This window comes from Microcoleus sp. AT8-B5 (assembly GCF_036705565.1).
In the GTDB taxonomy this organism is placed as follows: Bacteria; Cyanobacteriota; Cyanobacteriia; order Cyanobacteriales; family Microcoleaceae; genus Microcoleus.
Genome location: NZ_JAUBUY010000035.1, coordinates 1 through 21,470 on the forward strand (window position 1 = coordinate 1; position 21,470 = coordinate 21,470).

Annotated in this window: 15 protein-coding genes; 6 read left to right on the top strand and 9 right to left on the bottom strand. The window is 46.1% G+C overall.

Translation table 11 applies throughout. The features are described from left to right. The first annotated feature begins 561 nt into the window (after positions 1-561). From QUB39_RS21185 to QUB39_RS21205, 5 genes are all read left to right on the top strand, one after another. Positions 562-927: a response regulator gene (locus QUB39_RS21185; RefSeq protein ID WP_333058429.1), complete on the top strand. Its 366-nt coding sequence runs from the start codon at positions 562-564 to the stop codon at positions 925-927. A 256-nt stretch (positions 928-1,183) separates the two neighbouring features. After that, a complete protein-coding gene (locus tag QUB39_RS21190; RefSeq protein ID WP_333080154.1) occupies positions 1,184-1,687 on the top strand; it encodes a chemotaxis protein CheW in 504 nt (167 codons plus the stop codon). A gap of 90 nt (positions 1,688-1,777) precedes the next feature. Beyond that, entirely contained in the window at positions 1,778-7,570 is a 5,793-nt protein-coding gene (locus tag QUB39_RS21195) for a PAS domain S-box protein (RefSeq protein ID WP_333485156.1), read from the top strand. A 371-nt stretch (positions 7,571-7,941) separates the two neighbouring features. Further along, positions 7,942-10,755, top strand: coding sequence for a hybrid sensor histidine kinase/response regulator (locus QUB39_RS21200; RefSeq protein ID WP_333058422.1), 2,814 nt, complete (start codon positions 7,942-7,944; stop codon positions 10,753-10,755). Positions 10,756-10,933: 178 nt separating this feature from the next. Further along, entirely contained in the window at positions 10,934-11,413 is a 480-nt protein-coding gene (locus QUB39_RS21205; protein ID WP_333058420.1) for a chemotaxis protein CheW, read from the top strand. A 65-nt stretch (positions 11,414-11,478) separates the two neighbouring features. Here QUB39_RS21205 and QUB39_RS21210 read toward each other — a convergent pair whose 3' ends face one another. From QUB39_RS21210 to QUB39_RS21230, 5 genes are all read right to left on the bottom strand, one after another. Continuing rightward, a complete protein-coding gene (locus QUB39_RS21210) occupies positions 11,479-12,726 on the bottom strand; it encodes an adenylate/guanylate cyclase domain-containing protein (RefSeq protein WP_333058419.1) in 1,248 nt (415 codons plus the stop codon). A 234-nt stretch (positions 12,727-12,960) separates the two neighbouring features. After that, positions 12,961-13,545 carry a PepSY domain-containing protein gene (locus QUB39_RS21215; RefSeq protein ID WP_333055591.1) on the bottom strand — a complete coding sequence of 195 codons (585 nt, stop codon included), beginning with the start codon at positions 13,543-13,545 and terminating at the stop codon, positions 12,961-12,963. Between the two features lie 316 nt (positions 13,546-13,861). Then, positions 13,862-14,359: a Fe2+-dependent dioxygenase gene (locus tag QUB39_RS21220; protein ID WP_333055592.1), complete on the bottom strand. Its 498-nt coding sequence runs from the start codon at positions 14,357-14,359 to the stop codon at positions 13,862-13,864. A gap of 46 nt (positions 14,360-14,405) precedes the next feature. After that, positions 14,406-15,803 (bottom strand): HAMP domain-containing sensor histidine kinase, encoded by a 1,398-nt coding sequence (locus QUB39_RS21225; protein ID WP_333210694.1) that lies wholly within the window; start codon positions 15,801-15,803, stop codon positions 14,406-14,408. Next, positions 15,769-16,446 (bottom strand): response regulator transcription factor, encoded by a 678-nt coding sequence (locus QUB39_RS21230; RefSeq protein WP_333055594.1) that lies wholly within the window; start codon positions 16,444-16,446, stop codon positions 15,769-15,771. The genes QUB39_RS21225 and QUB39_RS21230 overlap by 35 nt, the downstream gene beginning before the upstream one ends. Before the next feature lie 185 nt (positions 16,447-16,631). On the opposite strand from QUB39_RS21230, the gene QUB39_RS21235 reads away from it, so the two are divergent. After that, complete coding sequence (locus tag QUB39_RS21235; protein ID WP_333055595.1) at positions 16,632-17,354, top strand: pentapeptide repeat-containing protein; 723 nt, start codon at positions 16,632-16,634, stop codon at positions 17,352-17,354. Positions 17,355-17,562: 208 nt separating this feature from the next. Here QUB39_RS21235 and urtE read toward each other — a convergent pair whose 3' ends face one another. The 4 genes from urtE to urtC all read right to left on the bottom strand — a co-directional run bounded on the left by urtE (position 17,563) and on the right by urtC (position 21,456). After that, positions 17,563-18,261, bottom strand: coding sequence for an urea ABC transporter ATP-binding subunit UrtE (gene urtE, locus QUB39_RS21240; protein ID WP_333055596.1), 699 nt, complete (start codon positions 18,259-18,261; stop codon positions 17,563-17,565). 211 nt (positions 18,262-18,472) lie between these two features. Beyond that, entirely contained in the window at positions 18,473-19,219 is a 747-nt protein-coding gene (gene urtD / locus QUB39_RS21245) for an urea ABC transporter ATP-binding protein UrtD (RefSeq protein WP_333210697.1), read from the bottom strand. 179 nt (positions 19,220-19,398) lie between these two features. Next, positions 19,399-20,127 carry a TIGR00266 family protein gene (locus tag QUB39_RS21250; RefSeq protein WP_333055598.1) on the bottom strand — a complete coding sequence of 243 codons (729 nt, stop codon included), beginning with the start codon at positions 20,125-20,127 and terminating at the stop codon, positions 19,399-19,401. Positions 20,128-20,313: 186 nt separating this feature from the next. Then, positions 20,314-21,456 (bottom strand): urea ABC transporter permease subunit UrtC, encoded by a 1,143-nt coding sequence (gene urtC / locus QUB39_RS21255; protein ID WP_333055599.1) that lies wholly within the window; start codon positions 21,454-21,456, stop codon positions 20,314-20,316. Positions 21,457-21,470 lie beyond the last annotated feature (14 nt).

The window sequence follows — 21,470 nt, forward strand, 5'->3', positions numbered from 1 at the left end:
TCCCGCCCGTCCTTTTTGGCCGGGCGGGACGCCCATCCCACTTTCAAAAGTGGAAGTTATTTAATTCTCATTCCTAATAGCGACTGCTCAGGGAGATTGTGCTGTATTTTAACAAGAAAAACTTATTTGAATACCTGTAGTAATCTCGCTATGGCTCCTTTTAAATTGCTATTAATTCCGATACTTAAATATTTTAGCACCCTCATTTAGGCACTGTCCACAACTAGATTATTGGGAATCAAGCTAAAAAAAATACGTAGAATATCCGGCTTTTGTCTGCTTAGGGAGCTTTCTACTGAGAGTAGTTGGTTTCAAAACAGCGAATTACCACGAATCAATTACTAATTGCCGATTAATTTATTCAGAGCGATTCTGTTAGTCAAGTAAATTTTTATCGTTTTTGATCGCTGACAGCTAACCTTCAGCCCTAGGATCGGCTATATAATGTATTTGGAAGTACATTAATTTGTCCGCAAAGCGGTATAGTCCCATCGCCGCCGATCGCGTCAGCTTCTAAATAAACATAGTCCGCTGTCAATAACAGCAAGGAAGTGGGGAATCATGTCCAAAATTTTAGTAGTGGACGACGTTAAGAGCGAACTAGAAATTATCTGCCGCATTCTTCAAGATGCCGGATTGGATGTGATGCGGGCAGGTGACGGCGAAGAAGCGATCGCCCTGATCCGCAAAACCCCTCCGGCTTTGGTCGTTTTAGATGTAGTGATGCCACGAATGAACGGGTTTGAAGTGATCAGAGAATTGCGGGGCGATCGCACAACTGCCAAATTGCCCGTAGTATTTTGTACTCATAAAAACACCGAGATCGATAAAGCTTGGGGAACTGATTTAGGGGCCGACGCTTACGTCAGTAAACCCTTTGAACCTCAACAACTCGTCCACATAGTGCAGCGCCTGCTTTCAGCGTAAACCGAATATAAAGCGATCGGCCGCTTCCCAAAAAACATTATACCGACAAACCCCGTTTTTTTTAATAAACTGGGTTTTTGAATTCCATAAAAGTTTATGTTTAATGATAAAAACCTGCTTATTTGCCCAACCGCGATTTATTTAACGGAAACATTTGAGGCACCCAAAGTGATGCTGAAAAACTCGATGGGCGATCGGCTTTAGGGTCAAAGCAACACTCTAATTTGTAAGCTACACTAGAAACTAAAAATAAGCCATGAAAATAACGGCTCCCCCCGCTGGGGGGAATCAGACAAGTGCAACAAAGCAATTTCTCCTGTTCGGTCAAGGAGGCAGTCTGTTCGGCATAGAATTAGATGCAGTGCGGGAAGTCCTTTCCCTCAAGGAACAACCGATTTCCCTGGTTCCCAATACCCAGCCATTTTTGCTGGGATTAACCAACTTGCGGGGCGAAATCTTAGCAGCGGCAGACTTTGGACTGTTTGTAGGTATTGAGTCGGTTGACACCTACCACCCAAACAGCCGCATCTTAGTGGTAGAAGCGCCCGATCCACGAGACGTGAGATTGTTGTCGAAAATGCGCCTGGGATTAGCCGTCTCCCGCGTCGAAGGAGTTTTACCTCTCAATCCCGATCGCATTGTCTCAGCACTAGATGTCAGTCCCGACCTAGCTCCATTCTTAAAAGGTCTGTACAATTCCGAAGGACGCTTGCTAATGATTGTCGATGTAGAAGCGATCGCCCATTCCGAACGCTGGTAAAAATCAACAATACAGATAAGTCTGCAACGGCTGTGCATGAATAAATTTAACTAACGATCGTCGGCATCCGATTTGCCCATCCTTAATTTTATGATCGAAATTCTCTATACCTGGATCGCAACGACTTTGACTCTGACATTGCCTGACTTTTCCCAATCGGTGGTAATTGGAGCTGCTAATTGCATCATTTGTGTGTGTTACTTTGCCATCGCCTGGATAATCAGCTTAGGTTTGTGGCGAAACCGTCAATTCGGGTTCGACATCTTCGCCACAGCCACAGCAGGCATATTTTGGAGCTGCGCTTTCGGCCACAGTGGCCACGCCGCCGAATACCTAGGGCTGCCCCACTCTCAGGTGGCACAAAGTGTGTTCGATTGGATAACTGTAATGGTGGCGCTCGTTTTTTTGAGTTTGTCCAACCGTTACGGATTCTTAGTAGGTTCCAAGCAAATCTTGAGCTCTAAAAAAGAAACAGAACAAGCACTGAGCGAAACTACCCAGCGATTTCACGCAATCTTCGACCAAGCTTTTCAAGCGATCGCAGTATTAGATCCAGACGGTACTCTGATCGAAGCAAATCAGACAGCGCTAGAATTGGGCGATTTCCAAGCATCAGAAGTGCTGGGGCTGAAATTTTGGCTGACACCAGGGTGGGCATCATCTCCAACCAACCAGCAGCGCCTAAAAACGAACATTAAACAAGTCTCGGCAGGCAAGTTTGTCCGGGAAGAATACGAAATCACCGGCCCCAACAACCATGTGACAGTAATTGATGTGTCCTTTAAGCCGCTGTTAAATGAAACAGGAGAAGTATTTCAAATCCTCGCCGAAGGCCGCGACATTACCCAGCGCAAACAGACAGAAGCGACCTTGCAGCAGCTAACGGCAGAACTAGAGCAGCGAGTGAATGAAAGAACCGAGCAGCTCCTGCAAACTAATGCACAATTGGAACAGGAAATTCGCGATCGCACCGCAGTCCAAGAGCAATTAAAAGCCTCAGAACAATTCTTAAACAACATCCTCAACAGCATCCCCGACCCGATTTACGTCAAAGACAAACAGCACCGCTGGTTAATATTAAACGATGCTTTTTGTCAACACCTAGGTCACAGCAGAGAAGAACTAATTGGCAAATCCTACGACCAGTTTTTGCCCAAACAGGAAGCAGAGACATATCGAAAAAAAGACGAATTAGTTTTTTTGACAAATACCAGCACCGAAATCCAAAAAACTATCACAGACCAAGCAGGAAACACCCGCTTTGTCTCCGCCAAAAAATCTACCTTTGTAGATGCCGACGGTAGACAATTTCTCGTTTGCGCGATTAGAGATATCACCAATCGCGTGCAAATGGAAGAACAACTGCGGCAGACACTGGCAGAAGTAGAAAGCTCCCAAAACTTGCTGCGAACAGTCATTGACGCTACGCCAGACTGCATTTTTGTCAAAGATCGAAACTTGCGCTACACCCTAGTCAATGCAGGTTTCGCCGCCGCCTTCGGCAAAACCCAAGCAGAAATTATCGGCAAAGACGACGCAGAAATTGGTATATCGGTCGATCGCATCTTCGCCAACTTCCAGGCCGAAACCGATTCCGAGAACCAAATCCAAAACTTCCGGGCCGGCAACCACCTCGCGCCCGCCTCCAACGACTTAGCCACCTTAGCCGACGGCAAAGTACACACCTTCGACACCCAGAAATTGCCCCTCAAAGATGCAGAAGGCAACATTTTAGGAATGGTCGGCTTCGCGCGCGACATCACACAGCGCCGGAAATCTGAACAAGAACTCTTGCGATTCAAAGCAATTTTAGAAACCACAACAGACTGGGTAGGCATAGCCGACACCCAACAGCGCACCATTTATATCAACCGCGCAGCCAGAGAAATGTTGGGAGTTGGCGAGGACGCCGATTTAACCGGAATCCGCATTTCTGACCTGACATCCCCCAAAAGTATCGACACTCTTGTGAACGTCGGCATCCCCGCAGCTTGCCGGGACGGGGTGTGGAGCGGCGAGACAGTTTGGCAGAGTTTAGACGGCGAAGAAATACCAGTTTCTCAAGTAATTGTTGCCCACAAATCCGAGAATTCAGAAGTTGAATTTATCTCAACGATCGCCCGCAACATTACAGAACGCAAGCGCACAGAAGAAGCCTTGCAGCAGAACTTGCAAATGCTCGATCTTGCCAGCGATGGCTTGATCGTTCGGGATATGGACGGCACCATTAATTATTGGAGTCAGGGAGCCGAACGGATGTACGGCTGGACAAAAAAAGCCGCCCTGGGGAAAGTCACCCATACTCTATTGCACACCATTTATCCCCAGCCTTTAGCCGCTATTTCGGCACAGTTAGAAGAGCAGGATTATTGGGAAGGAGAATTAATTCACACCACCAATTATGATACCAAAATTACCGTATTCAGTCGCTGGAATTTGCAGCGAGACGAACAGGGAAAACCGAAAGCAATTTTAGAAACTAACAACGACATCACGGAGCGCAAGCAAGCAGAAATCGAAAAGCAAAGATTGATTTCGCTAGTAGAAAGTAGCTCTGATTTTATCGGCACGGCTACCCTGGAGGGAGAGGCAACATACCTGAATGTCGCGGGAATGAAACTAGCAGGATTGCCAAATATTGAAGAAGTCAAAAGCAAAAGTATGTATGACTTCTTCTCAGTAGAAAATGGTAAGATTTTCCAAGAAGAAATCGTGCCGGCTACTGTGCGAGACGGTTTTTGGCAGGGTGAATTCCGGTTGAGGAACTTTCAAACCGGCGAAGACTTTCCGGTTGACTTCACCCTATTTACGGTCAAAAACCCAGAAACCGGCGAGCCGATCGGGTTGGCAACAGTTAGTCGCGACATCACCGATCGCAAACGCGCAGAAGAGATGCTGCGCGATCGCGAAAGACTGTTCCGAGCCATTTTTGACCAATCGTTTCAATTAGTGGGGCTGCTCAAACCAGACGGAACCGTTTTGGAAGCCAACCAAACAGCCCTCGACATCGCCGGAATGGAGCGCGAAGACTTCGTAGGCACGCAGTTTGCAGATAATTTGTGGTGGCAAATTTCCCCAGAAGCCAAGCAAAAAGTGCAAGCTGCGATCGTAAAAGCCGCCGCCGGCGAGGTAGTCCGCTACGAAGCCGACGTGCTCGTTGCTGGGGGTGCTGTGATAACTGTGGACTTCTCCCTCAAGCCGATCGTAGACGACAGCGGCAAAGTCGTGCTGCTGATTCCCGAAGCTCGCGACATCACCGATCGCAAAGCCCTAGAACGAGAATTAGTTTTGCGTCAAACCCGGTTTGACGCATTTTTCACAGCCGCCCCGGCCTCAATGTTTATTTTTGACGAGCAGTTGCGCTTCGTCCAAGTTAACGAGAAATTAGCGGAAACCACAGGCGTCTCAGTTGCCGAACACCTCGGCAAGACGGTGAGGGAAGTTGTACCCCAAATGGTCGATACCCTACAGCCGATGTTGCAGCAGATTCTCGCCACCAACCAACCGTTTTTAAACGTTGAGGTGTCGGGTACAACCGTCAACGAACCGGGCCTCGTGCGAGATTGGCTGGCGTCATATTTTCCTTTGCCCGGAGCTGACGGCAAACCCATCGGTGTCGGCGGTGTGGCGATCGAAATTACCGATCGCAAAAAAGCAGAAGAAGAGCGCGATCGATTTTTTACCCTTTCCCTAGACTTGATTTGTATTATAAGTTTTGAAGGCAAATTCAAGCGTATCAATCCCTCTTGGGAAAACACACTCGGCTACAAGGCGCATGAACTCGAAGACAACTATTATATCGATTTAGTCCATCCAGACGATCGCGAATCAACCCGAAAACAAGCGGAAAAAGTAGCTAGTGGCGCCGAATTAAAATCTTTTGAAAATCGCTACCGCTGCAAAGACGGTTCCTACAAGTGGCTGTCGTGGAAAGTGCGACCTGAAACCGAACAACAGCTCATGTATGCAGTCGCTCGCGACGTTACTGAAAGCAAACAGGCGATGGTGCAACTGGAAAAAACAACAGCCCAATTAGCCCGTTCCGAAGACCAATTTCGGCAACAAACCAATCTCTTGCAACTGCTAATAAATAGCATTGGCGACGGCATAATTGCTGCCGACGAAAAAGGCAATTTTGTGTTGTTCAATCCCGCCGCCGCAGATATCTTTGGCACGGGTTCGACAGATACTCTTCCCGACGAATGGTCGGCAAGATACGGTTTATTCTTGCCCGATACGGTAACTCCCTATCCCACAGCCGAGATCCCCTTAACACGGGCAATTAGAGGAGAATCTCCTGAGAACGTAGAGGTTTTCACCCGCCACGCAGGGAATCCAGAGGGCCTGTGGGTGAAAATTACCGGCCGGCCGCTCAAAGACGAAACGGGCGCACTCAAAGGCGGCGTAGTCGTTTGCCGCAACGTCACCCAGGAAAGATCGTCCCAGCAGCAAATGCAGCAGTTGGCCGAGACACAGGAACGCTTGCTGCAAGAACTCAAAACGCGGCAAAATGCCCTAGACGAATCGGCGATCGTCAGCGAGACCGATCTGCAAGGCATGATTACCTACGTCAACGACGGATTCATTGAAATCTCCGGTTACAGCATGGGAGAACTCCTGCACCGCAACCACCGCCTCGTCAATTCCGGCTACCATCCCAAATCATTTTTTGAAGAAATGTGGGTGACACTTTCTCGCGGTTTGGTGTGGAAAGGGGAAATCAAAAACCGACGCAAAGATGGCTCGTTTTACTGGGTAGATTCGACGATCTCCCCCATCTTTGATACCAGTGGCACAATAGTCAAATATATCGCCATTCGCTTTGACATTACCGAGCGCAAAGAGGCAGAAGAACGACTAGGAAAATTAGCAGCAGAACGTAAAGCTGAAGCTGATTCTCTGACGCAGCAAGTCCTTAAATTGTTGGGAGAAATTAAAGGCGCGGCTCAAGGCGACTTGACAGTCAGGGCGGAAGTGACTAACGATGTTTTAGGTGCTGTCGCCGACTCTTTCAACTTCTTAATCGGTTCTCTGCGGAAAGTAGTAACGGGAATTCAAACTTTAGCCGAACAGGTAACATCTGCCACCGACGAGTCAATTAACAATACCAGTCAACTCACCCAACAGGCAGAAATTCAAGCAGCAAAAATATCTGCCATCATGCGCGAAATAGAGCGGATTGTGAATTCGATCCGCGACGTGCGAGATGTTTCGGTGCGGGCCGAAACAGTGGCTCAGCAGTCTTCTCAAACGGCTGAAGTCGGCGGTATGGCGGTCGATCGAGCTGTCGAAGGCATTAACGGGCTCCGGTTGACGATCGCCTCTACCTCGAAAATGATGAAACGTTTGGGCGAATCTTCGCAGCAAATTGGCAAAATTGTGACTTCGATTTCTCAACTTGCTTCGCAAACTAATTTATTAGCTCTGAATGCTACTATTGAGGCGGCGCGAGCCGGCGAACAAGGTTTAGGCTTTGCAGTTGTTGCCGAAGAAGTGCGGAAATTAGCAGAAAGATCCGCCGGCGCTACGGAGGAAATCTCGGAAATTGTCGGTACAATTCAAGAAGAAATCAGCCGCGTGATGAAGGCAATGGAATCGGGGACGCTGGAGGTAGTGGAAGGCACTAAGCTAGCAAGCGAAGCCAAAACTCACCTCAATGCCATCATCGAAGTTAGTCGAGAAATGAATGCTTTGGTGCAGAATATTACTATCGCATCTGCCAAGCAAACTGTTTCGGCTGAGGGAATTGCTAACAGTATGCAGCAAGTCAACGAGATTGCGAATACAACTGCACAAAAAGGTGCGGATGTCAAAGCATCTTTGGACGAGCTGTCTGGTTCTCTGGGCCAATTGCAAAAGTCGGTGGCGAATTTCCGCAGTTAGTTATTCGTCATTAGTCATTAGTCATTGGTCATATTAAATCCGGTTAAATACCACAATTCTGTAGGGGCGGGTTCATCAAAAATCTTGAATTATTACCGACAATCTGCATAAACCCGCCCCCTCCCAACGCAAAAAGTGCGATCGCATTTCTGTCGTTGGGGCAAGAAACCGGGTTTCTCCGAAAAATTTGGGTTGAGTACGATAAATCTAGGAAGAAACCCGGTTTCTCCGAAAAATTCGGGTTGAGTACGATAAATCTAGGAAGAAACCCGGTTTCACCAGATTATTTGGGTGGTGCGGGTTGAAATGAACCGGACATAATATAAGAACTGACTAATGACTTATGACTGCTAACTAATGACTAATTTAATATGAATGATGACGATTTAAACGAATTAATAGATGCTTTTACCGCAGAATGCGAAGAGTTTCTTCAGTCAATGGAGACGAACCTGCTGGCGATGGAAGCTGCGGGTTTGAAAGAGCGACAAGCGGCAGTTAAAGAAATGTTTCGGGCGGCTCACTCGATTAAAGGTGCGGGTTCGATGTTGGGCTTTCAAAACGTGTCTGTCGCAGCTCACACGCTGGAGGACTGTTTTGTCATTTTGCGCGATCGCACAGACTTGGCGGCTCTGGAACCGACTACTGTGAGTGTTTTGCTGCGGGGGGTGGATGCTCTCAAAAAGATTACGCTCGAATCAGTTCAACACTCCGATGTCACAACTCCCGATCAAACCGAAAACTTGGAGGCGATCGCCCAAATTTTCGCCCAGTTCCAGGCCAAGTACGGCAAGTCAGAACCGTCGCCAGTCACCGCAGCCAGTCAATCGCCCGCCCAGGAAACCCTGAAACTGATTTTTGAACAGCAAGTGCCGGCACTCTTCAATCGCCTAGAAACCGAGCTTTCCCAAGCTGACGAGGCAGATTTGGCAACAACTGTCACCGCCCTCAAGCAGGTTTACTACCAACTCTCCGGTTTGGCTGGAATGCTGCAATTGCCGGATTTTGGGAAAGTCGCCGCCGCCCTCAGCGCTTTGATCGACTCTCCCGACTTGACTCTACAACGGTTGCAATCCGACGGTTGGGCGATCGCCCAAAACTTGCAAACCGCACGCCAACAAATATTGGAAGGAAGGGCGATCGACATCCCCGAAATCTCCCCCTCTCCCACTCTCCCACTCTCCCCCACTCCCACTCCCCCCGAAATCTCCCCCTCCTCCACTCTCCCCGAAATCTCCCCCTCTCTCCCAGTCCCCAACCCGCAAAGGCCGACAATCCGGGTAGACTTAGAACGCTTAACTGAATTGGTGAATCTAGTCGGGGAATTAGTCATCAACCGTACAAATTTAGAACTTCAAGAATCCGAACTGCGGGGCGAAGTCAAGCGCATCCGCCGCAACATCGTAGATTTGAACCAATTCGGCGGTCAGTTGCGAGAAGAATACGACAGACTGAGCTTTGCAGAGTGGAGAGGGGGAAACGGGAACTCTGGATTGGGAAAACTTGCAGCCGCAGAAACAGAATTCCCCATGATTGCTAACGGCAAATCCTCTCCGGCCCATGCTCACTTCGATATCTTAGAGATGGATCGTTATACAGAGTTCCACTCGACAGCCGCCGAAGTCATCGAAACTGCCCAAGCAATTTCTCAATCCGCCACCAAATTAGACACCTTAGCCATGAAATTCGAGCGCAGTACCGACCAACTGCGCCGCATTACCGAACAACTACGCAGCCGCGTCATGCAGTTGCGAGTCGTGAGTTTCAGTCGCGCCGTCGATCACTTGCCCAGAGCCCTGCGGGAGATGTGTATCACATACGATAAAGATGTCAACCTGCTGCTAGTGGGAAGAGATACCAAAATAGACGAAAGTTTGCTCGATGCTTTGCGCGATCCCTTAATACACTTAGTGAGAAACGCTTTCGACCACGGCATCGAAATTCCCGAAGTTCGGAAAGCAAGCGGCAAGCCGGCCAGCGGTCAAATTGAAATAGAAGCCCGCCACCAAGGCGGCCAAACTATTATTACTGTCGCCGATGACGGCAAAGGCATTGACCCGGAAATGATTCGCCGTAAAATTGTCACAAAGGGTTTGGCTACGGAGGAACAAGCTCAAGAATTTTCCATTGCCGAACTCTACGATTTTCTGTTTTGGCCGGGTTTCAGCACTACAGAAGGGGTCAGTGACCTTTCGGGGCGAGGAGTCGGGCTCGACGTGGTGCGAACAAATTTGCGGACTGTGCGGGGGACTGTGAAGGTAGACTCTCGCCTGGGAAAAGGTACGAGTTTTATCATTAAACTGCCACTGCTGCTGTCGATTACTGATGCTTTGATGGTGAAGACAGATCACAATAAAATAGCAGTGCCGCTGGATGCAGTCGAGGAAATTCTGCACATTAAAGCCTCGGAAGTTCACATTGCCGGCAATCAGCCGATGCTGTGGTGGCGGGAAGAATTTATTCGTTTGGTGAGGATGCAAGATTTGCTCGAATACAGCGTCCTCCCGCCGGATGCCCCCTCTCCTGACCCTTTGACCCAAGAGGAAATTCCTGTCCTGGTTTTGGCTTCTACCGAAGGAATGCTGGCGGTGGCCGTGGAACGGCTGATCGGTCAGCAGGAAATTGTGGTTAAACCTTTGCCACCGCCTCTATCCAAGCCTCGCGGCGTTTTGGGGACTACGATTTTGGGGGACGGGCGCGTGGTGAATATTCTGGATGTGGACGATTTGGTGGGCCAACCTGTGGTAAATAGTTCGATCGCCGCTGTCTCCGGTAAAGTGCAGGAGATGCCGGCGAGTGCGAGTCGGTCACCGCAGATTTTGGTAGTGGATGATTCCTATACAATTCGCCAGTTGTTGTCTCTGACGCTGACTCGTGCTCGCTACCGGGTGGTACAGGCGAAAGACGGCGTGGATGCCCTGGAAAAGTTGCAAAATGGTCTTGATTGCAGTTTGGCGATCGTGGATATTGAAATGCCTCGGATGGATGGATTTGAATTGTTGCGATCGATCAGATCGACCCAGCGGTTTGCTAAGATTCCCGTAGCCATGCTGACATCCCGTAGCGGGCCCAAACATCGGCAAATGGCAATGGAATTAGGCGCCAATCAATACTTCACCAAACCTTACAGCGAAGCCCAACTTTTACAAGCTATACCCAAATTAATCCACCACTCAATAATTTAAGCCAAAATCTCAAATCTCCACTCAAATAATCCCTAATCTCAAACAAAACTTAGATCAAAAGTAATTGCACCAGCGAATAATAGTGGTCAACTACGCAGCCGACTTACCTACTAAAATCCAATAATCTTCAATCCAATAATCCTCAATCTAAAATCTAAAATCTAAAATCTAAAATCGAATGACTCACGCCAATTACAATCGCCGCTTTCGGAGCAAGAAACAAGCCACTGTTAGAATTGCCCCTAAAAAAATGGTTTCCTTTGAACTGGGGAACGTCTACTATGCTGTTCCTATAGAACGAGTGCAGCGTATTGTTAAAGACTTTACTCCCTACGGTTTTTTAGATAGCGGTCAAAGTTTAGTGCGACACCAAGAAGAACTAATTACGCTGATTAGTTTATCTAAAATATTTCCCAGCATCCAGACTATTGCCGACAACAACTACCTGATTGTTTGCAGTTTAAATAAGAGCGATCGCCTGGGAATTCCGGTTCCTAATATGCCGAAAATATTGGAAATATCCGAAGAAAACTTATGCGAAATTCCCGAATTGTACCGCCAAGATCAACTCCCTAACGCCGTAGAAAAGTTAATTCGCTCGCCAGACGGTACAGAAGTTTTTTATCTAAACTTAGAGCTATTTCACCAGAGGATATAATCAGAGTTTTCTGATTGAATATATCGCCATTTTTTTACTCTATGTTCGCAATCCGTGACGGCTAGCTATATTAACCGCCATGCAATTAAAGCTGCTGTTTTACCTTTAGCCACTATCGGTTCACAAGGTTCCACCGTTAGATGTTGTGACATCCCTTGATAAACAGCATCAGAAATAGTAATTGCACCACCAGGCGTGGCACTTTCTAAGCGTTTAGCTGTATTGACAACATCACCAATCACCGTATAAGTCCGAACATCTGCACCGCCAAATAGCCCTTCAATAACGCTTCCGCAATGCACCCCGCATCCCGCACCAATTCCATATAATTCAAGCATTTCTGAAGCAGCTTTACTCATAGATTTAGCCGCAGCAATTCCCTGTTGTGGCGTAGCATAAATAGCCATAATTTCATCGGCTGTAAAAGTTATTCTTAAAGGCTGAAACTGAGAAGCTGCTGGTTCAACACAACGGTAATATTCATTGAGAACCGCTGCAACTGTCTCAGGGGAAGTTTTTTCGCACCAACTTGTAAAACCGCGAATATCCATAAATAAAATCGTGCGATCGCACTTTTGAAAAGCCAAACCTGCTGGATTATTAAGCGCTGTGTCTACTACATGACTTCCCATTCCCCATTTTGCCATATTTCCTAGTAGTTGAGCTGTTTTTTCTAGCTGCTTTCTTTGTTTTACAATCTGTAGTGACTGCAACCCCAAAAGCAAACCGATAAACACCATACTCCAAGTAAGAAACCAGTGCGTTGCCGTCCGCGAAAATGTCACTATCAATTCTAAATTAGCAATTAAATATTGAGACTTAATCCCAATCACAACATAAAAAGCTACCACCATCAGAGCCCTTACCAAACTTTCCAGTGGAATCAGCCAATCATCAATACCCTTAGCCCAATGGAATCGCAATCCTTGCAAAGTAGCAATCATCAGAGAAAATAACCAAAAGACAATGTGACTCAGATTTTGGAAAAAATCTAGCCCGTCTATCGGCACATCAATCAGCGTATAGATACCAACGCAGATCAGGTTTCCCCAAAAACGGTGGCATTTCGAGCTCGACAGATACCAAGCCTGAACAAGCATTGCTACTATCAGTAAATATTCAGTTGGGTCTGTGATAAATTGGAACAAACCCGCTAATATCAAGTCTGATAAAGTCTTCAGAATTAAAAAGTGACCGCTGTTACTTAATACTTCACTGAGAAATGCACTGGTGCGACTTCCTTGTAGCCGACTTTCCCATACATTTTTTGAATTTAGACTTTTTTTTGCCGTTTCAATACCTCTATTCATCATCTTAATTAAAGGTCAGTGACCAGATAATTATTGTATACCAGTTCCCCAAAAAAGATGCAACTGTAAAGAGGATTAAAACCACGATATTCATCAGTCATTCCCGGAAAAAAAATCTATAGCGGTTCTCAAAAAAGTGAGATATGCCCTATGCCCTATGCCCTATGCCCTATGCCCTATGCCCTATGCCCTATGCCCTATGCCCATGAGTACCTCATTTTTCTGAGAAAGGCTATATTAGCTATCTTCCTCTGTTGTTTGCGGGCGACGTTTCCGAAAAATACCAGTCATATTGATTCCTGTTACCAGCAGCAAAATCACACCCAAACCCACCAAAAACACATAGATTGGCATCAAAAAATCTCCCAAATATTCTCCTTGGTGGATATTCAAAAAAACTTCTCCTACCTCTTTCGGCATCTTAAACCAGCTTCTGCCAACTCGATAGATTACACCTGTCACCGTACTGACTGTTAAAGGCAATAAAATAATCGGTGCAGCAATACGGTGAACCTTACGAAAATCAAGTTTAGCACCTGGTCTTTCAGGGCGTGCGCCACCCAAAAATTTGGTCATCGTCAAACCAGTGACTATCAGCCCAATCACTCCCAAAGCCAGCAAAAGCACATAAAAAGGTCTGAGTTCCTTTCCGAGATAGCTTCCTTGGTGAATCACCATAAAAATCTCGGCAGCATCATCTTCTATACCAAACCAACTTTGTGCGAGCCGATAGGTAACACCAGTTAATGCAGTCAATAGTAAAGGGATGAAAATAATCGGTGCAACTTGGCGGTGAAGTTTGCGAAAATTAATCCTAGCCATCTATTTATTCTCCTATTTTTTAGAGGTTTTGTTGTTGACAAATCAGATTCTCTTGGACGCACGGGTAGGCAGAAACCGGGTTTTTGCGAAAATATTTTGTGATCCCCGCAGATTCGGTAAAAAACCCGGTTTCTTTGGTCAAAATGGGTAATTCATGTTGCAAATAATTTCATTTTGATAGAAAGTGCCGTCACTTGTGTATCCATAATTGCTAAAACTCCCTGAAGTACCGCTTTGATAACCATAATTACTATGACAAAACAAAGTAAAGAACTCGGAAAGACCTAAAATGTATTTCATCCGCCTCCAAAACCTCCTAAATAGTCCTGGACGCACGACATCTATATCTCGTGTGAATGTAGGGGCAATCCCCCCGGTGGTTGCCCTTATTCCTTGGTCTCTTGCGTAAGTCCTGCTCAACCATTGAACCAGCAGCAAGTTTAAAAGCTTGTTGTCCTTGGGTACTTTCAATCACTAATTCCCCGCCCGTATAACTTGCAGGATAGCTGAGAAATAGAGTGAGAGACAAATCCGATCGCATTAGTTCTTCATCTCCCATAATCGCATTATCAATATGTGTGCCGTAGTACATTCCTCCCTGATAGCGACTCAACATAATCGGACGCATCGCTTTAGGGCGCGCCGCTATTTGGAATAAAGAATTTCGTTTTAGTGCTTGGTTGACTAAATTTCTGAGTTCTTGAGTTGGAGCCGCATCATTTTTTAGTTGAGCGTTATTTTTTACTTGTTGGGCGTACCAACCTGCTGTTAACTTCCCATCAACAAATTCAGCATTGGAGAAAGCGGTGAACAAGGAGAATCTGGGAAGAAGAGTTAAGGTTTTTTATTAATATCAACTCTTAAGCTACTGAGGATAATTTTACATGAAAACAGCTACCTACTCCTAGCTGACTGGTAACGCTAATTTCTCCTCGATGGCTTTGGACAATTGCTTGGGCGATCGCCAATCCCATCCCCAAACCCCCTTCGCGGCGATTTCTGGCTCGATCTGCTCTCCAAAATCTGTCGAAAACTAACTTTACATCTTCTGGAGCAATGCCGATACCAGTATCCTCTACACTCACAATTGTCGATCGGTTCTGTCTGCTCAGAGAAACAGTCACACTTCCGCCCGCTGGTGTGTAATGAATTGCGTTTCCGAGCAAGTTGGAAAACAAACGAGTTAGCTGTGCAGCATCTCCCATTACAGACGTATTAATGGCTAAATTTGACTTGAGAATAATTTGCTTTTCTTGAGCTTGCAGTTCCCACAAATCTAGCAAATCCTCTAATAGTTCATCTAACGGCACCGCTATCCACTCGCGGGCGATCTTGGCTGCTGGTGCATCCATTCTAGTTAATAAAAGTAAGTCTTCAACTAACTGAGTCATCTGTTTAGTAGCAGAGGCGATCGCCGCCATTTTCTTAACATCCGCTGCATGAATTCTCTCTGGATGACTCTGCATAACTTCCACAGAAGTTTTAATCGCTGTCAGCGGACTTCTCAACTCATGGGAAGCATCAGCAGTGAATTGTTTTAACTGCTGAAAACTATCCTCAATTGGCTTGAGAGATTGCTTAGTCAGCCACAAACCACCAACCGCAGTCAAGCTCATAACAATAATACTCCCATAACCCAAATTCCAGCGGAGTCTGCTGAGAACTTCTTCGACTTCTTTAGTAGATTCGCTGGTGCGAATATAACCTTTTAATTCTTGCTTTTTATTATCATAAGAAATGTAAACTGGAATGGTCGCCGAGCGAATTTGCCCGTTTTGTATGGTTTGGAAACCCGATTTTATCGGTACTGGCGGTAAAGTATTGCCGGAATTTCCTAACATTTTACCTGCTTCATTAAACCATTCTACAGCTTGATCTGGTTCCCGCAGATTTTGCCAGGGAATGTCTAAGTCTCCGTCTTTATCTAACTGGCGCGTTACTTTTTTCCGATGGAGTTCAATTTGAATATCATCATTGCGCTGTTCACTTTCTTGGTCAGATTCATCGCCTTTTTTTTCTGGATTTTCTGAAATATGCTGCTTTTCGATCGCAACTAAACTGTGAGAAGCTGCTTGAGCCAAAACCTCCAATCTCTGGTCTAATTCTTGATACAGACTGCTGGCAAATAATTCATAAACAGCAATAGCAGAAGCTCCTAAAATAGCTACCATTACTGTTAAGTAAGATAGCAATAAACGCCATCCCAAAGCTTGAAATTGGGGATTAGAGGTTTTGGTTGAGCCGATAACCGATGCCATAAATAGTCTCAATAAAATTAGCTGGTGCACCTGCAGCTTTCAGTTTTTGCCGCAAACCCCGGAGATGAACTTTTACGGTTTCTTCTCCTGGCGAGTCTTCAAAAGCCCATATATGGTCTAGGATAGCACTCCGTGTTAAAACGCGCCCTCCTGTTCGCAGGAATAATTCTAGCAAACTGTACTCCTTTGGTGTAAGATGCAGCAAATTATCGCGATAAGTAACTTCGCAGGTATTCGGGTTTAAACGCAGATTTTCCCACTCTAATACTGGTGGTAAAGTTGTACTTCCCCGCCGCAGTAAGGCTCTAATTCTTGCTGCTAATTCGGGCAAATCAAAAGGTTTAACGACATAATCATCGGCTCCCGCATCTAATCCCATGACTTTATCATTGCTGGTGTCTCTGGCTGTTAGCATTAACACGGGGGTTTTTAAACCTTGTCGGCGCAAGCGCTGACAAAGGCTAATTCCATCTAATTTTGGCAGCATCACATCTAGCAGAATTAAGTCATAAGTAAAAGCTTCTGCAAAGTTCCAACCTTCTTGACCGTCGGCGGCTATATCTACGGCATAATGTTGGTCGGTGAGGGCTTCTGCTAATGCTTGGGCAATGCGATAGTCATCTTCTACTAACAGAATCTTCATAGCTCGCTGCTAAATACTGACTGCTAAATACTGACTGCTAAACAGCAATATAAAAGATAATTGGCACACCAGACGGTTCCGAAGTATTTGATCTAAGTTGAGATTTATTGATCTCAATGTAGGGCGTTCGCTTTTCGGAGTATCATACAATATCAATGGTATTTTTGCACTCTTGTTATTTATTTATGAGAAAAATCACAATATTATCGATCGCCCTACTAATTTTTGCAGCAACTCTCGAACTGCCGAAGGTGGGGCTGCAACTAAGTGCGATCGGGCAAATAGAAACACCCCAACCAATCCCAACACCCCAACCAATCCCAACACCCCAACCAATCCCAACACCCCAACCACAAACACCCCAACAAATCCAAACACCCCAACAAATCCAAACACCCCCAATCCAAACACCCCAACCAAAAGCAAACGACCCCAAAAAGCTCGGCTACGTCTCCCCACAATTTGCCGAAAATTTCTCCCAGCAACAAATCGACCAAATCAACGCCAACGTCGAAACGCTGCTGCTAACTCAAAGCTGCTCCCGCTGCGACCTCCGAGCCGTAAAATTAGTTAACCTTAACTTAAAAAATCCCATCCTGACAGGATCGGATTTATCAGATGCCAACCTCAGCGGTAGTCGCTTCGAGATATCAGATTTTGTCAACACCAATCTAGCTCGCACAAACTTAAGCGGAGCCGAATTAGTAGGAGCGAGAATCAGCAACGCTAACCTTAGAAAAGCTAACTTGACAAAGACAAATCTAGACGGTGCAGACTTGCGATTTTCTGACTTGAGAGATGCCAATCTTTCCGATGCCAACCTCCGCAATGCTAATATAGATGGCGCTACTATCGATCGAGCAAGTATGGCCGGCACCACAATGCCAGACGGCAGAAAAAATCAATAATATAGTCTCGTTTCCGGCGCGATTGAAATCGCTTCTTGTCAAACAAAGTCCGCATGGTGCGCGGACTGCATCCCTTCCAGGCTCTGCCTCCTTGTCCTTGTTCCCAGGCAGAGCCTGGGAATAAACACCTAGAGGCTCTGCCTCATTTCCAGATTGTTAATTAATCCGTGTATCCGTGTCCAAATCCGTGTCGTGCCTTCCTTCTGAATCAAACAGCCAAAAACCTCTGAATCACCTCATCACTTAACTCGCTAGTGCTTCCCGAAGCCACAATCCCGCCTTTTTGCATAGCATAATACCAGTCAGCTTGCCGCACAAAATGCAAATGTTGCTCCACCAACAAAACAGAAATTCCCCTAGTCGCAACCACACGGCGCACCGCAGCTTCAATATCTAAAATAATCGATGGCTGAATCCCCTCCGTAGGTTCATCCAAAACCAGCAACTGCGGCTCACCCATCAAAGCCCTAGCAATAGCTAACTGCTGCTGCTGTCCCCCGCTCAAATCACCTCCCAGGCGATCGAGCATAGTTTTCAAAACCGGAAATAACTCAAAAATTTCATCAGGAACTTCAGGATTTTTGGTTTTGCTTGGTTTCGCTTCCAAACCTAACAAAAGATTTTCTTTTACAGTCAAACGTGGAATAATTTCACGCCCTTGAGGCACATAACCAATGCCTAATCTAGCCCGCTGGTAAGTCAACTTAGAAGCAATAGATTGTCCGCCAAAAGCAATAGTGCCACTGCGCGGTTGCAGCAACCCCATAATCGTTTTTAGCATCGTAGTTTTGCCCACACCATTGCGGCCGATCAAGCAAACCATTTGCCCAGCATTTACGCTTAAATCGACATCGCGCAAAATGTGACTTTCGCCGTAATAAACATTCAAATTAGAAACTTGTAGCATAGTTTTTAGATGGGTAATGGATAATTGGTAATTGGTAATTGGTAATTGGTAATTGGCCTCGTGTCCGTTGAATTACCCGCGCTCAAATTTGGTCGCTGGGGCGGGTTTCTGTAGATTGTCGGTGAGGATGAAAGATTGTTGGTTAACCCGCCCCTACAAATCTTGTGGTTAATTTACCAAAGATGATACGTCAACTGTCAACTGTCAACTGTCAACTGTCAGGTTTTCCCAAATATACCTCAATTACCCGATCGTCATTTTGCACCTCATCCATAGTCCCCTCACACAAAACCGCACCCTGATGCAACACCGTCACCTGCCGCGCAATTTGCCGCACAAACTCCATATCGTGCTCAATTACCAACACCGAATGACTTTCTGCCAACGAAATCAGCAACTCTCCAGTTAACATCGTTTCCTCATCCGTCAAACCCGCCACAGGTTCATCTACCAACAACAAATCAGGAGATTGAGCCACCAACATTCCAATTTCCAACCATTGCTTTTCCCCGTGAGAAAGCAAACCAGCCGAAATATCAGCTTTAGCAACTAAACCAATTGTTTCTAACAAACCCGCAACCGTGCGTTTTTCAGCAGCAGAAGCAGGCTTAAACAAAGTAGAAAAAACATTTTTATCGCGGCTGCAAGACAATTCCAAATTTTCGCGTGGCGTTAAATTCAAGTAAACTCGCGGCGTCTGAAACTTGCGGCCAATTCCCAAACGCGAAATCCTATCTTCCGACAACTTGCGTAAATTTTGTCCCTTAAATAACACCCTGCCCTCAGTCGGCTGCACCTTCCCAGTAATTGAATCGAGAAAAGTAGTTTTTCCCGCACCATTGGGCCCAATAATAACTCGCAGTTCGCCCGCATCCATGCTGAAATTTAAACCGTTGATGGCTTTAAAACCATCAAAACTCACAGTCAAGTTTTCTATTTCTAATACTTTGCCATTCATAGGTAATTTCTCCGGGTAGGGTGCGTCAGTTAAAAGTCTCTCGGTAAGCCAGAAAATCTGTGGGCTGACGCACCTGAGAGCGCTGATTTTCTCTGAGAAGGTGCGTCAGTTAACAGTCTCTGGGTAAGCCGGAAAATCTGCTAGCTGACGCACCCTACACAAGCACATAAATGGTTATTTTACTCTAAACTAAAACTGCTAGAGCTGCTCGAAATAGGAGGTGGAGAAGCAGCTAAAATCCGTTCAGCTAACTTCGAGAGTGGCAAACTTTGCACGTATACTTTTCCCGGCCCAGTCATCTTTGCCAAAAACAAGCCTTCACCTCCAAATAAAGCATTTTTAAACCCGCCAACAAACTGAATATCGTAATCTACAGTCGCTGCAAAAGCTACTAAACAGCCGGTGTCTACTCGCAACACTTCGCCAACTCCCAAATTTTTCTCAACTATTGTTCCTCCCGCATGAACAAAAGCTAGCCCGTCACCCTGCAACTTTTGCAGAATAAAACCTTCTCCGCCAAAGAAACCGGCACCGAGCCGCTTCGTGAAAGCTACCTCAATGTCAATGCCGTTGGCCGCACAGAGAAATGAGTCTTTTTGACACAAAAATTTACCGCCAAGTTGACCTAAATCTAAGGGAATTACTTTACCCGGATAGGGGGCGGCAAAAGCTACGCGGGCTTTACGATTTCCGGCGTTGACAAAGGTGGTAATGAAAAAACCCTCTCCTGTCAGCATTCGTTTGAAACCTTGAAATAAGCCGCCGCCTGTGGATGTTTGCATTTGGATGTCGCCTTCCATGTATGTCATGGTTCCAGCTTCAGCCCTGACGCCTTCTTTGGGGTCGAGTTCAATCTCGATGAGTTGCAAATCGTCGCCGTAGATTTTGTAGTCAATAATATCTGCCATATGTTGTCCCTCAAGTTAAAGAACGAAGCTACTTGCTACGGATATCTAAGTAGGTGGACATATATATTGCGTCTCCTCAGAGAGAAACGCAGATTTTCCCAAGTCTATTGCGATTGCTTTGTTTGTCTGTTGTAGGTGACATTTATTTATGTCAGCCTACTTATAAATTACACGATATTTTTGCACTCAATGTTCAAGTTCTTCTTTTTCGAGCTGCACTTGGGGGTCTTGTTCCAGGCTGGGGTAAGTAGATACGTACTTCGGTTTTCTGAACAAGCTGCGGATTTGGTCGAAACTTTGATCTTGCAGCCATCCGACTATGCCGTCGGGCAGGACTGTGACTACTATTAAAAATAGCGCGCCTTGGAAAAATAGCCACACTTCGGGAAATTGTTCGCTCAAAAAACTCTTGCCAAAGTTGACTAGCAGCGCTCCTAATATTGCTCCAGATAATGTGGCGCGGCCTCCCACTGCGACCCAGATTACCATTTCAATTGAAAAGGCAATATCCATTGCTTTTGGCGAAATGATTCCGGTTTGTACGGTAAATAATGCGCCGGCAATCCCGGCTAAACCGGCGGAAATTGCAAAGACTAAAACTTTATATCCTGTGGGATTGTAACCTGAGAAACGCAGGCGCACTTCGTCGTCGCGAATTGCTACTAGCAGGCGACCGAAGCGTCCGCTGGTCAGCCATCGGCAGAGGGCGTAACTTGCTGCTAGAAATAGTATGGTGAGAATGTAGAAAATATATTGAGTATCTCGGTCATTGACTGTGGCTCCGAACAAGGTTTTAAAGTCGGTGAGTCCGTTGGTGCCGTTAATCAGTTTTTGCTGACCGTTAAAGAAGTTGAAAAATACAATGGTTGCTGCTTGGGTGAGAATTGAAAAGTAAACGCCTCGAATTCGATTGCGGAATACTAAATAACCTAAAAGTGCACCCAAGATGGCGGGGATGAGAACTATTGCTAATGCTGAGAAGGGAAATGAATAAAATGGTTGCCAAAACCAGGGGAGTTCGGTAACGCCGTAGAGGTTCATAAATTCTGGCAATTGACTGCTGGCGGTTGGGGGAATTTGCAGTTTTAGGTGCATGGCGAAGGCGTAGCCGCCGATCGCAAAAAACACCCCATGTCCTAAACTAAGTAAACCCGTGTATCCCCAAATTAAGTCTATGCCGAGGGCTGCAATTGCTAGTGCTAAAAATCGCCCTAATTGATTGAGCCGAACGTCGGGGAGTATTCCTGGGAGGAGTAAGATGAATGTGAGGGCGATCGCGCTGACAATTGCCGCTTCTTTTACCCAGGGTTTTTGATGTTTTTTCTGCATTTTTCGCTACACTC

What these genes read in the sequence shown, in the direction of transcription:
- QUB39_RS21235 (WP_333055595.1), top strand. Translation starts at nt 16,632, where the DNA reads ATGAGAAAAATCACAATATTATCGATCGCCCTACTAATTTTTGCAGCA.
- QUB39_RS21225 (WP_333210694.1), bottom strand. Translation starts at nt 15,803, where the DNA reads ATGGCATCGGTTATCGGCTCAACCAAAACCTCTAATCCCCAATTTCAA.
- urtE (WP_333055596.1), bottom strand. Translation starts at nt 18,261, where the DNA reads ATGCTACAAGTTTCTAATTTGAATGTTTATTACGGCGAAAGTCACATT.
- QUB39_RS21190 (WP_333080154.1), top strand. Translation starts at nt 1,184, where the DNA reads ATGAAAATAACGGCTCCCCCCGCTGGGGGGAATCAGACAAGTGCAACA.
- QUB39_RS21195 (WP_333485156.1), top strand. Translation starts at nt 1,778, where the DNA reads ATGATCGAAATTCTCTATACCTGGATCGCAACGACTTTGACTCTGACA.
- QUB39_RS21230 (WP_333055594.1), bottom strand. Translation starts at nt 16,446, where the DNA reads ATGAAGATTCTGTTAGTAGAAGATGACTATCGCATTGCCCAAGCATTA.
- QUB39_RS21185 (WP_333058429.1), top strand. Translation starts at nt 562, where the DNA reads ATGTCCAAAATTTTAGTAGTGGACGACGTTAAGAGCGAACTAGAAATT.
- urtD (WP_333210697.1), bottom strand. Translation starts at nt 19,219, where the DNA reads ATGAATGGCAAAGTATTAGAAATAGAAAACTTGACTGTGAGTTTTGAT.
- QUB39_RS21200 (WP_333058422.1), top strand. Translation starts at nt 7,942, where the DNA reads ATGAATGATGACGATTTAAACGAATTAATAGATGCTTTTACCGCAGAA.
- QUB39_RS21250 (WP_333055598.1), bottom strand. Translation starts at nt 20,127, where the DNA reads ATGGCAGATATTATTGACTACAAAATCTACGGCGACGATTTGCAACTC.
- QUB39_RS21205 (WP_333058420.1), top strand. Translation starts at nt 10,934, where the DNA reads ATGACTCACGCCAATTACAATCGCCGCTTTCGGAGCAAGAAACAAGCC.
- QUB39_RS21215 (WP_333055591.1), bottom strand. Translation starts at nt 13,545, where the DNA reads ATGGCTAGGATTAATTTTCGCAAACTTCACCGCCAAGTTGCACCGATT.
- QUB39_RS21210 (WP_333058419.1), bottom strand. Translation starts at nt 12,726, where the DNA reads ATGATGAATAGAGGTATTGAAACGGCAAAAAAAAGTCTAAATTCAAAA.
- urtC (WP_333055599.1), bottom strand. Translation starts at nt 21,456, where the DNA reads ATGCAGAAAAAACATCAAAAACCCTGGGTAAAAGAAGCGGCAATTGTC.